9 protein-coding genes are annotated in these 12391 nt (G+C 41.3%); 1 reads left to right on the top strand and 8 read right to left on the bottom strand.

What is annotated here, in order from left to right; translation table 11 throughout:
• Positions 1–152 precede the first annotated feature (152 nt).
• Positions 153–617 (bottom strand): DUF441 domain-containing protein, encoded by a 465-nt coding sequence (locus FBF75_RS11005; protein ID WP_007501699.1) that lies wholly within the window; start codon positions 615–617, stop codon positions 153–155.
• A gap of 100 nt (positions 618–717) precedes the next feature.
• Between FBF75_RS11005 and ytvI the strand changes: the two genes are divergently transcribed.
• Positions 718–1836: a sporulation integral membrane protein YtvI gene (gene ytvI / locus FBF75_RS11000; protein ID WP_060781269.1), complete on the top strand. Its 1119-nt coding sequence runs from the start codon at positions 718–720 to the stop codon at positions 1834–1836.
• Positions 1837–1860: 24 nt separating this feature from the next.
• Here the strand turns inward: ytvI and FBF75_RS10995 are convergent, their stop codons facing one another.
• The 7 genes from FBF75_RS10995 to dnaE form a co-directional block, all read right to left on the bottom strand.
• Positions 1861–2250, bottom strand: coding sequence for an FxsA family protein (locus tag FBF75_RS10995; protein WP_007501703.1), 390 nt, complete (start codon positions 2248–2250; stop codon positions 1861–1863).
• A 100-nt stretch (positions 2251–2350) separates the two neighbouring features.
• Positions 2351–4111, bottom strand: coding sequence for a pyruvate kinase (gene pyk, locus FBF75_RS10990; RefSeq protein ID WP_008346071.1), 1761 nt, complete (start codon positions 4109–4111; stop codon positions 2351–2353).
• A gap of 27 nt (positions 4112–4138) precedes the next feature.
• Complete coding sequence (gene pfkA, locus FBF75_RS10985; RefSeq protein ID WP_017358271.1) at positions 4139–5098, bottom strand: 6-phosphofructokinase; 960 nt, start codon at positions 5096–5098, stop codon at positions 4139–4141.
• A 339-nt stretch (positions 5099–5437) separates the two neighbouring features.
• A complete protein-coding gene (accA, locus tag FBF75_RS10980; protein ID WP_008346075.1) occupies positions 5438–6415 on the bottom strand; it encodes an acetyl-CoA carboxylase carboxyl transferase subunit alpha in 978 nt (325 codons plus the stop codon).
• Positions 6400–7275, bottom strand: a complete 876-nt coding sequence (gene accD, locus FBF75_RS10975; RefSeq protein WP_008346077.1) for an acetyl-CoA carboxylase, carboxyltransferase subunit beta — start codon at positions 7273–7275, stop codon at positions 6400–6402. Before accD ends, accA begins: the two co-directional genes overlap by 16 nt.
• 305 nt (positions 7276–7580) lie before the next feature.
• Positions 7581–8813, bottom strand: a complete 1233-nt coding sequence (gene ystJ / locus FBF75_RS10970; RefSeq protein ID WP_007501712.1) for an NADP-dependent malic enzyme — start codon at positions 8811–8813, stop codon at positions 7581–7583.
• Between the two features lie 141 nt (positions 8814–8954).
• Positions 8955–12290 carry a DNA polymerase III subunit alpha gene (dnaE, locus tag FBF75_RS10965; RefSeq protein ID WP_035391154.1) on the bottom strand — a complete coding sequence of 1112 codons (3336 nt, stop codon included), beginning with the start codon at positions 12288–12290 and terminating at the stop codon, positions 8955–8957.
• Positions 12291–12391 lie beyond the last annotated feature (101 nt).

Genomic DNA, 12391 nt, shown 5'->3' with positions numbered 1-12391 from the left:
CTATAATTTTTTTTGATATTTTTTTTTCCAGCCTTCCGGTTCGGGCATGGAATAAAGGGATTTTGCTTCTTTTAATATATTTAATTATGTTTTTTTGCAAAAGCTCACGTCAGAAAAAATATCAAAAGAAAGTGGCATGAGCCACTCTCTTTTTAACCGCTGAAAAATTTCACTGCTTGCATCGCTAAATAGGCAATTCCAGCACCAATCAGCGGGCCAACAGCCACACCTTTGAATAAGCTGACTGCCAAAATCGTACCGAATACAAGTGCTGCTGTGATATGCGGATCGTTTTCGAGTAGCACAATGCCGTTTTTTGCAATTAATGCTACTAATATACCCGCTCCAAGAGCTATCCAAGCATAGGAAGATTTCATCGCTTCTCCAAGCTGTTTAAATCCAATGTCCCCTGTTGCGATCGGTACAAGCACAGCGATCGTGATGACCGTCACACCCCAATTGATACCTTTTGATTGCAGAACCGGGAATATTTTTTGATCCAGGCCAATCAGCTTAATGGCAATCAGCACAGAGACCGCTAAAATTAACGAATTGTTTTTTGCAATAAGTGCAATAACGAGTAAAAGAACCAAAAACAAATTTGCTTGAGTAAACATACGCCGCTCCTTTCTTTCTTTTTATTGCGACCTTTTCATATTACTAATCTTTTTGAATAAAATGAAGTATCGGACATGCTTGTTTTTTGGAGGGGATTGTGTGAATCACACTTATGTGGGCATTTTTTTGCGAAGTTTGATGATTTTCAGCATCGCCGTTTGTGCGGTTGTTTTTTTATATCAGTCTTTTCCGTTTTTATATCCATTTTGGATTGCATTTGCCGTGTCGTGTTTGATTCATCCAGCCGTATGCAAAATCGAAAACATGACCGGGATGCCAAGAGGTTTTGTTGTCATCATTGTGTTATTACTCTTTTTAGTGGCAGCAGCCGGATTCATGACACTTTTAGTAGCGGAAATCATTTCAGGAAGTGCTTATTTAGCAAAGGTCCTGCCAGGTCATCTTGATCAAATGATTGGGATTGTGGAACGTTTTTTCACAGATCAGATTTTGCCTTTATATCATGATTTGACTGCTCAATTTAATACACTTCAAGCAGGTCAAAAGGAATCGATTTTAGGACAAATCCAAGCACTTGGTGACGAAGCAGCGGCAAAAATCGGGACTTTCCTTTCAAAAACTCTTGAATTCATTCCAGCTTTTTTAGGTCTTTTGCCTGATGCAGCAGCGACGCTTTTATTTTCCGCACTAGCGACTTTTTTTATCACAAAAGATTGGTTTACGTTAAAAAAATATGGTTCTCGTATCTTTCCCGCCAAATGGATGCTTCATACACGTGCCATTTTATCTGAAATCAAAAAAGCCATTTCTGGCTTTATGAAGGCCCAGCTTCTCCTTGTTGCCATGACCATTGGGATCGTGCTGATTGGGCTTTTCATCTTAAAGGTCGAACATGCGATTGTGATCGCTCTATGTATTGGTCTAGTTGATTTACTTCCTTACATCGGGAGTGGCACCGTTTTTCTTCCGTGGATCATTTACTCCGCCATGACAGGAAATCTTTCACTCGCCATTGGACTGGGCATTTTGTATATTGTGGTGCTCATTCAAAGACAAATATCAGAGCCAAAAGTCTTAAGTAAATCAATCGGTCTTAATCCTTTAGCAACACTTGTGGCATTGTTTGTCGGGTTAAAATGCTTTGGTTTTCTTGGACTTGCACTCGGTCCCGCTTCTCTTGTCGTTTGGCAGGCGTTTCGTAATGCAGGGGTTTTCAGAGACCTTTATCAGTACATTCGGTATGGTGCGCAAAAGTAAAAGAGACCTGATGCGAAGGTCTCTTTAGCGTATAATCGTATAGCGTTTGCGATTGGACATGTTTCTAAGCCAGCGCTCAAAGAGCGGTTTGATCCGTTTTCTTGTCATGGGAATGAGCAACACAGCACCAATCAGATCAGAAAGGAATCCAGGTATGAGCAGCAGCAAACCACCGATCAGAATGCAGAAGCCATCGACAATGGTGGCCCCTGGCATTTTGCCATATTGTAAATCTCGCTGCACTTTCTGAAATGCCTCTATTCCTTGTTTTCTTGCAAAGTAAGCACCTAATGCGCTTGTTAGCACAATGACTAGCATCGTTGGTAAAATACCAATGATGTTACTTGAGATTAAAAATAAACTAATTTCCACTGCTGGGAACAGAATCAATAATAGTAGAAAATATTTTTTCAAGCCATATCACCTCATGGGGTCTCTTTCATCGAAAGCTGTTTACTTTTTTTAGTGTAACATAAAAAAAGAGAGGAGTCAGACAACTCCCCTCGTGTGTGATTTAAAGGACGCTTGCACGGCCTTTGTAGATCGCTCCGCGTGCTGGATCTACTGTAATCTCTTCGCCTTCTTTTAGAAGTGTTGTGGCACTGTCAAGACCGACAATGACTGGAATACCAAGACTAAGCCCAACGACTGCTGCATGGCTTGTTAAACCGCCTTCTTCCGTGATAAGTGCAGATGCTTTTTCTAAAGCACCCATCATGTCACGATCTGTGCAGTTTGCGACAAGAATCGCACCATCGTACATTTTTTCCTCTGCTTCTTTTCCGCTTTGTGCAATAACAACCGGTCCAAATGCAGATTTGCGGCCAATTCCTTGACCCTTCGCAATGATGTCACCGACAACATACACTTTCATTAAGTTGGTTGTACCTGTTTCACCAACTGGCACACCAGCTGTAATCACGATTAAATCACCATGTCTTACATAGCCTGTTTCAATTGACTTTTCTACTGCATTCTCAAGCATTTCATCAGTAGATGTCGTTTTTGAACCGCTCTTTGCAAATACACCGAATACGAGTGAAAGTTTTCTTGCCACTGATTCGTTTGCTGTGACTGCTACGATTGGTGCTTTTGGTCTATATTTTGAAATCATTCTCGCTGTATGACCGCTCTCAGTAGGTGTCACAATTGCCGCCACATCAAGCTTCATAGCTGTGTGCGCAACAGATTGACCGATCGCATCTGTAATGCTGACTTCTACTTCTTCGCTTCTGCGAGAAAGGATCGCTTTATAGTTAAGTGCTTCCTCTGAACGTGAGGCAATGTTGTGCATCGTTTGCACAGCTTCAACTGGATATGTTCCTGCTGCTGTTTCACCAGATAGCATGATCGCATCTGTACCATCAAAAATAGCATTTGCCACATCACTTGCTTCTGCACGAGTTGGACGCGGGTTACGCTGCATGCTATCCAGCATTTGAGTTGCTGTGATGACAGGCTTGCCTAAACGGTTGCATTTTTTGATTAGCATTTTTTGAACAAGTGGTACTTCTTCTGCCGGAATCTCTACACCAAGATCTCCACGCGCGACCATCAGTCCATCTGATACCTCAAGGATTTCATCGATGTTATCAACGCCCTCTTGGTTTTCAATCTTCGGAATGATTTGAATGTCAGCTGCGTTGTTCTTTTCAAGCAGCTCACGAATCTCAAGAACATCAGAAGCTCGTCTTACAAAAGAAGCTGCGATGAAATCGACACCTTGTTCAATTCCAAACAGAATATCATTGGCATCCTTTTCTGTAATACCCGGCAAGTTCACACTCACACCTGGTACGTTGACACCTTTTTTGTTTTTCAGTGTACCTGTATTCATCACTTTTGTGACGATTTCTTTTCGGTCCTTATTTAATTCTTTTACTTCTAGACCAATCAGACCATCATCTAATAAAATGGTTGAGCCCACTTCTACATCATGAATTAAATCTTCGTACGTCACACTGATTTTTTCAGTGTTTCCCACAATGTCTTCCATACTCACGATAAGATCAGCACCAGCAACTAACTCAATTGAGCCGTTTTCAACTGTACGTGTACGGATCTCTGGACCTTTTGTATCAAGAAGGATCGCAATGTCCTTGCCTAAAGTTTTACCTGCTTTGCGAATGTTTTCAATACGTGCACCATGCTCTTCAAAATCTCCATGAGAGAAGTTTAGTCTGGCTACATTCATTCCTGCTTCAATCAATTCAGTCAGCTTTTCAATGCTTTCACTTGCTGGACCGATTGTACAAACGATTTTTGTCTTTCTCATTACTGTTCCTCCTAAGGTCTTCTCGTTTTATATAGAGAGCTCTTGTGAAAGTCGGTACATATTTTGATCGACTGTATGCTTTTTATCTAAGATGTCTAAAATATCGTGATGAACGAGTTCGTTGCTTTGAATGCCTACACAGCGTCCGCCTCTTCCTTCAAGAAGAAGTTCTACTGCATACGCTCCTAAGCGACTTGCGAGCACTCGGTCAAACGCACTTGGAGAACCTCCACGCTGAATATGTCCTAAGACAGATACACGCGTTTCAAGGCTTGTCTCCTCTTCAATTCTCTTACCAAATTCGACACCGCTGCCTACGCCTTCTGCGACGATGATGATACTGTGCTTCTTGCCGCGCTCATGTCCTCTTCTCAATCTGGCAATAATTTCGTCCATGTCATAGTCTGCTTCAGGAATCAAAATCGATTCAGCTCCGCCTGCAAGACCTGACCAAAGGGCAATATCCCCTGCATGTCTTCCCATTACTTCCACTACGTATGTACGTTCATGAGATGTGGCTGTATCACGAATTTTATCAATGGCATCAATGACTGTATTTAGTGCTGTATCAAAGCCAATAGTGAAATCAGTACCAGGAATGTCATTGTCAATCGTGCCAGGGACACCTACACATGGAAAACCGAGCTCTGTTAATTTCTTCGCTCCCATGAATGAGCCATCTCCACCGATGACAACAAGTCCTTCAATACCGAATTTTTTTAAGTTCTCAATCCCTTTTTCACGACCTTCAACTGTCTTGAATTCAGGACATCTTGCCGTGTAAAGTTTTGTTCCTCCACGATGAATGATATCGCCTACTGAACCTATTTCGAGTTTCTCAATTTTACCGTTAATTAGACCTGAATATCCATTATAAATACCGTAAACTTCTACATTATGGTAAATTGCTTTCCTTACAACTGCGCGCACAGCTGCATTCATTCCTGGGGAATCCCCACCGCTCGTTAAAACTCCTATACGCTTCATCTTTTTCACCTCAGAGACCATATATGAATTAAACATACCATTTCCACTGCTTGAAAACAATCATGAGCAAAACCGGATGTTTTCAATACGAATTTCTAAAACCGTACTTATTATACAATTAAATAAAATGTTTTTAAACAAAAGTTAAGAAAGTCTTGAAAGCACTTTGTTCAAAAAACAGTTGTTTCAAGTCCTCTAAACCTTGTCAAATCAACGTTTTCAGACGTTTCAAATTTTATGAAAACAAAAGAAAATTATTTTCAAATAGCGCTTACATCAGATCGTTTTGATGAAAAAAGACGAAAAAAATAAACGCCAGCCAAAAGGCTGTACGTTTATTTAGTTTACCCCAATATATTGATTTTCAATCGATACTTTGCCGATTGCTTTGTATTTTTGATATCTTTGTTCGACTAATTCTTCAGGCGATTGTTTGAGCAAAGATGTAAGTGACTGTTTTAATGTTTTTTCAATGTAGGCTGCTTGTTGTTTCACGTCTCGGTGTGCTCCACCTTGCACTTCTTTAATAACATCATCTATAATATCTAATTCTTTTAGGTCTGGAGCGGTAATTTTCATTGATTCTGCAGCTTTTTTTGCAAGTGATGAGTCCTTCCAGAGCAGTGCTGCTGCACCTTCAGGTGAAATCACTGAATATGTTGAGTTCTCTAGCATAAATAGGTGGTTTCCTACGCCTAAGCCTAGTGCTCCGCCACTTCCGCCTTCTCCAATGACAATACAGACAACCGGTACACGAAGTCCTGCCATTTCGAAAAGGTTTTTCGCAATTGCTTCACTTTGCCCGCGTTCTTCAGCTGCTTTACCAGGATAAGCTCCTTTTGTATCAATAAAGCAAATGATTGGACGATTAAATTTATCTGCTTGTTTCATCAAGCGCAATGCTTTACGGTAACCTTCTGGATGCGGCATCCCGAAATTACGGCGCAAGTTTTCTTTTGTGTCTTTTCCGCGCTGATGACCAATGACTGTGACAGGAAGTCCTTTAAACGTGGCAATTCCTCCAACGATGGCTTCATCGTCACCATAAAAACGATCACCGTGACATTCGAAAAAGTTATCAAACAGCTCTTGAATGTAATCGAGAGTTGTTGGGCGCATCGCATGACGAGCAATTTGCACTCTGTCCCACGGCTTTAAATTTGTATAAATGTCTGTTTCAAGCTTACTCAGACGTGTTTCAAGGCGCTCAATTTCCGCACTTAAATCCATCTCTGAGTTTTGTGTGAACTTTTTCAATTCATCAATTTTCGCTCGAAGTTCAATGACAGGTTTTTCAAATTCTAGTTCTCCAGCCACTCTCGTTCACCTCCTGTGCTGTGTAATGCTAAGATTTGGCCTAATGTTTCTTTCATTTCTGCACGGTGAATCACAGCATCTAGCTGACCATGCTTCATTAAAAATTCAGCCGTTTGGAAGTCCTCTGGTAGGTCTTCACGAATGGTTTGTTCAATGATTCTGCGACCAGCAAAACCAATTAATGCACCAGGCTCTGCAAAGTTGTAATCACCGAGAGACGCAAAACTAGCTGATACACCACCAGTTGTCGGATTGGTCATCACAGAGATAATCAGACCTTGATCCTCGCTGAACAGCTTTAATGCTGAACTTGTTTTTGCCATCTGCATTAGACTAAGAATCCCCTCTTGCATTCTTGCTCCTCCAGATGCAGTGAAGATGATAAATGGCACCTTGTCCGCTTTTGCTTTCTCAATAGCTAATGTAATCTTTTCACCAACGACTGAGCCCATGCTGCCCATACGGAACGTGGCATCCATGACAGCAATGACAGCACTTTGACCTTTAATTTCACCTTTTCCTGTTACGATGGCTTCATTCAAAGATGTTTTTTCTCTGTCTTTCTGAAGCTTTTCTTCGTAGCCTGGGAAACCGAGCGGATTCTCAGAAATGAGGTGACCGTTAAATTCTTCAAATGTGCCTTCGTCTACAAGGCTTTCAATACGTTGTTTTGCATTCATTTGCAAATGTCTGCCGCAATTCATGCAAACACGTAAATTTTTATCTAGTTCTTTGGTGAGCATTATTTTTTTACATTGCGGACATTTGGTCATGATGCCTTCAGGCACATCTTGACTTGCCTGTTCAGAGGGTACAGATGCATATTTTTTCTTTTTACTGAAAATATTCTTGATTGACAAATGACTACCTCCCTTTTTGAAGGGTTTTTTCTTTACACGCACATCCACTATTATAGGACATGTCATAACTGTACCGAAACTATTGTACTTTTTTTGTCAAACGCTGTCATCCTTCATTCAATTTTTTCAGTGGGGAATTGATGAGAAATGAGTATAGGTTTGGGGCGCTGAGTAGTTGGTATATGTGAATTGTGAACGTCTACAAAAAAATCTCATTTAGGATGAAAAAAATTTCGTATAAGAGAGGAAATGGTGCACGTTTTTCCTCCAATTTCAGAAAGAACGTGCACACTTTCCCATTTCGATTACTCGCCGATAATCGTTAATTTTCTTGTTTTTTCTGCAACAGCTTCTGGGTCTACTTTGATTCTTGAAACGCCCGTTTCCATTGCTGCTTTTGCCACTGCTTTGGCTACCGCTGGCGCTACTCGTGCATCAAATGGTGCAGGGATAACGTATTCCGCTGACAATTCTTCATCTGATACAAGGGAAGCAATCGCTTCAACAGCTGCAATTTTCATTTCTTCGTTAATGTGTGTCGCACGTACATCAAGCGCCCCGCGGAAAATACCAGGGAATGCAAGGACGTTGTTCACTTGGTTCGGGAAGTCAGAACGGCCAGTTCCTACAACACTTGCACCTGCTGCATGTGCATCTTCTGGCATGATCTCTGGGTTTGGATTCGCCATTGCGAAGATGACAGGATCTTTTGCCATTTTTCCAACCATTTCTTTAGTTAAAGCACCTGCTACTGAAACGCCGATAAAGACATCTGCGCCTTCAATCACTTCTTCTAAAGAACCTTCTTTACGATCTTGGTTCGTGAATTTAGCTACTTCATTTTTCACTGCATTCATACCATTCGGACGGCCTTCATAAATAGCGCCTTTTGTATCACACATGATGATATCACGTACACCGAAATGATAAAGAAGTTTGATAATCGCAATTCCTGCTGCTCCAGCGCCGTTTGCAACCACTTTAATTGAAGACATTGATTTTCCAGACAGCTTCAGTGCATTCACAAGTCCTGCCACTGTTACAATCGCTGTCCCGTGCTGATCATCGTGGAAAACAGGAATGTTTGTCTCTTTTTTCAAACGCTCTTCAATGATAAAGCAGTTTGGTGCTGCAATATCTTCAAGATTCACGCCGCCAAATGTCGGCTCAAGAAGCTTCACTGTTTCAACGATTTTGTCTACATCGTTTGTTGCAAGTGCGATTGGGAATGCATCAACACCTGCAAAGCTTTTGAATAAGACAGCTTTTCCTTCCATTACTGGAAGAGATGCTTCAGCCCCAATGTTTCCAAGCCCTAACACAGCACTTCCGTCTGTGACAACAGCAACCATATTGCCTTTCATTGTATAATCATACACTTTGCTTGTGTCGTCATAAATATCTTTACATGGCTCTGCCACACCTGGTGAGTAAGCCAAGCTCAAGTCTTTCGCATTTTTCACTTGTACCTTTGATTTTGATTCGAGTTTGCCTTGATTCTCTTTGTGCATATGTAATGCTTCTTCTCTTAATGACATGTGATGAACACTCCTTCAAGTGGAAAATGATTTAATGAATTGCTAAGTTGATAAGCACATACTTGGCAGTTTAAATACACAGAATCTTTAAAATGATAACACAATAGGTGAAATTGTAAAACATATTCAGACGATTTGTCATCATTTAATCACAACGTTTTGTTCACCTAGCAGCTCTTTTAACTGGAAAATGACCGCATGATCTGCATGAACTTTGTATGCATCTGGAAGTCTCATCGTCTTTTTTTGCTTTTCATAATACAAATAGACATCTGCTTCTCCGCTGTGCATGGAGATCACTCGCTTCACTTGTTCTAGCAGTTCCTGCGTATGGTTCTCTTCTTTGACTCGAATGTAGACAGATTCTTTTCTTTTAGAGCCCATCTCTTCCAGTAGAACAGCTTCTTGCACGATGATTTGACTGCTCTCATTTCTGACATCTATTCTGCCTTCAACATAAAGCATTGCGCCCTCCTCAAGTAAGGGGGACAGCTTTCTAAATTGCTCTGGAAAGACGACACCTTCCATTTCTCCCGTTTCATCCCCGAATGTGACAAATGCCATCGATTGTCCATTTTTTGTCCGAATCGATTTCACCTTTGTCAAAAGACCACCCATTGAGATCTTTCGCTTTATATAGGAAGAAAGTCTGATGATTTCCACTGCACCATTCTCTCTCAAACGATCTCGATACGCTTGTACAGGGTGATTTGATAAATATAACCCGAGTGCTTCTTTTTCAAATTGCAGGAGATCAACAAGCGGCAGTTCGTCTATCTCTGCATATTTTGGCTTAATGGAGAACGTTGTATCCCCAAGAAAGTCCAGCTGATCCTCAGGTGTTAAAAATGACACATGGTCTAACGCAATATCTATCGATGCTAATAACGAAGCACGATTTGGATGAAGCTCATCCATTGCCCCTGAGAAAATGAGGGCTTCAATCGTTTTTCGGTTGACACTCTTTGTTGATACCCTTGCACAAAAATCAAATAAATCTTCAAATGGCTTTTCCTGTCTTGCTCTGTATATATCCTTTACAGCTGACACTCCGACATTTTTGATCGCTCTTAAGCTGTAGCGGATCTCCCCTTTTTCAACCGTGAATGGAAATTCGCTCTTATTAATAGAAGGCTTCAACACAGATATCCCTTTTTCCTTTGCCTCATAGAAATATTGAGCCACTTTGTCTTCATTTCCAATCACACTCGTTAAAAGACCGCACATAAAATATAACGGATAATGCGCTTTTAAATAAGCAAGCTGAAAGCCGATCATGCTATATGCAACAGCATGGCTTCTATTAAAACCATAGTTTGCAAATTTGACGATTAGGTCATAAACGTCATTTGCAATGTTAACAGGATACTCCTTTTTTAGGCATCCTTCAACAAAATGGCTTCGCTCTTCATCAAGCACCTTTTTATCTTTCTTCGAAACGGCTCTTCTTAGTAAATCAGCCTCGCCCAGCTTAAAGCCTGCCATCTTTGCTGCAATCAGCATGATTTGCTCCTGATAGACGATGACCCCATATGTATCCTTTAAGATGTCATACAAATCTGGATGCGGATAGGAGACTTTCACTCTGCCATGCTTTCGGTCGATAAAGAGCGGGATATTCTCCATCGGACCCGGGCGGTATAAGGCATTGACTGCCACGATATCTTCTAGACTAGAAGGTTTCAGTCGTCTCAGCACCTGACGCATACCTTGTGATTCGAGCTGGAAAATCCCCGTTGTATCTCCCGCTGATAACAAATCAAACGTTTTCTGATCTTCATATGAAATGTCACTAAAGTTAATGTGGACGTTTTCCTGTCTTTCAATCTGGTTTTTAATGGATTCAATTAATGTTAAGTTTCTCAAACCTAAAAAATCCATTTTTAAAAGACCGAGATCTTCTAAATAATTCATCGCATATTGCGTCAAATACACTCCATCATGGCCTTCTTGAATAGGCACGACTTGTGTGAGCGGCTCCTCACTTAGAACAACGCCGGCTGCATGTGTTGACGTATGTCTTGGTAATCCTTCTACCTTTAAAGCGGTTTGAAACACTCTTTGCAGCTCTTCAGATTGCTGGAGCAGTGTTTTTAATTCTGAGGAGACTGTCACCGCTTCTTTCAGTGTCGTCCCTGGCTTTGATGGGATGAGTTTTGCAAGGCGGTCTGCTGCTTTTGAATCAATTCCCATCACACGTCCGACATCTCTTAAAGCTGCCTTTGCGGCAAGTGTTCCAAACGTGACAATTTGCGCCACATGCATATCCCCATATTTGTCTTTTACATATGAAATGATTTCATCCCTTCTCGTGTCAGGAAAATCGATATCTATATCCGGCATGCTGATTCGTTCAGGATTTAAAAAACGCTCAAATAAAAGCCCGTGACGGATCGGATCGACATCTGTAATAAACAGAACATACGCAACTAAAGAGCCTGCTGCTGATCCCCGGCCAGGACCTGTGACTATGCCATGATCATGAGCATACTTCATAAAATCCCACACAATGAGGAAATAGTCACTGAAATTCATTTTTTGAATGATGCTCAGCTCATACTCAAGCCTTTTGATATATGTGTCATTTGAAGCAATCTGTCTTCGTTTCATGCCTTCTTGGCACACTCTTCGTAAAAACTGATCAGCTGTTGATTGATCAGGCGTCGGATAAGTTGGCAGTTTCGTCTGACCAAGATTTAAATCGACCTCACAGCGGTTTGCAATCTCAACCGTTCTTGCCAGCAATTCTGGATCATCACCATACCACTGCGTCATTTCTTCGATCGATCTGAAATGCTTGTCTGCTTGGTCTTCCTCTATTTCTGATAACTGCTGGCCTGCTTTAATGGCCTTTAAACATGTATATGCGGTTTTGTCCTCTTGATGTATATAGTGGACGTCACCTGTTGCCACAAGCGGGATGTTCGCCCTTTTTGAGAGTTCCCTTAGCTTATGAGACAGCTCTTCGTCCTGCTGAAACGGCTGAACGGCTAAATACACATGTTCCTCACCAAAAAGATCTTTTAAATGGCTGGCTGCATCCCTTGCTTCATCTAGCTGATCATGTTGTAGCAGCGTTTCAATATAGCCGGATACGCCTGGTGTGATGGCAATAAGGCCATGATGATAGGCTTTCAGCCATTTCTCTTTCAGGCCGGTTTTTGACTTTGATTTCAAGACACTGCTAATTTTGATCAAGTTTTGATAGCCTTCATTGTTTTTGGCAAGGAGGATCAAAGGATAAGCCTCTGTCTCTTGTTCATCTATGAAGACAGAAGCTGTTAAACCGATAATCGGCTTGATGCCATGTGTTTTACATTCCTTATAAAATTCAACCGTTCCATACATCACATGGTCATCCGTAAGAGCGAGCGCTTGATAGCCAAGTTCTTTCGCCTTTAATACGAGCTCCTTGACCTTCGCTGCACTGCTCAACAAGCTGTATCCACTGTGGACCTGAAGATGAACATAGGACATGCTTAATCCACTCCTTTCGTCTAAATTCATTCTTTCATTATAAAACGCGATGCGGTGAGAAACAAATGTTCTTTCTTTTCCGCTTGTTCATACTTGTCCAG

The sequence above is a fragment of the Bacillus sp. S2(2019) genome, from assembly GCF_005144805.1.
Lineage (GTDB): Bacteria > Bacillota > Bacilli > Bacillales > Bacillaceae > Bacillus > Bacillus altitudinis.
The sequence above is the reverse complement of the archived record's forward strand: the minus strand, read 5'-3'. Positions and strand labels throughout refer to the sequence as shown.

Coding starts and splice junctions, on each gene's coding strand:
- FBF75_RS11005 (WP_007501699.1), bottom strand. CDS start 617: ATGTTTACTCAAGCAAATTTGTTTTTGGTTCTTTTACTCGTTATTGCA.
- pyk (WP_008346071.1), bottom strand. CDS start 4,111: ATGAGAAAGACAAAAATCGTTTGTACAATCGGTCCAGCAAGTGAAAGC.
- pfkA (WP_017358271.1), bottom strand. CDS start 5,098: ATGAAGCGTATAGGAGTTTTAACGAGCGGTGGGGATTCCCCAGGAATG.
- ystJ (WP_007501712.1), bottom strand. CDS start 8,813: ATGTCATTAAGAGAAGAAGCATTACATATGCACAAAGAGAATCAAGGC.
- dnaE (WP_035391154.1), bottom strand. CDS start 12,290: ATGTCCTATGTTCATCTTCAGGTCCACAGTGGATACAGCTTGTTGAGC.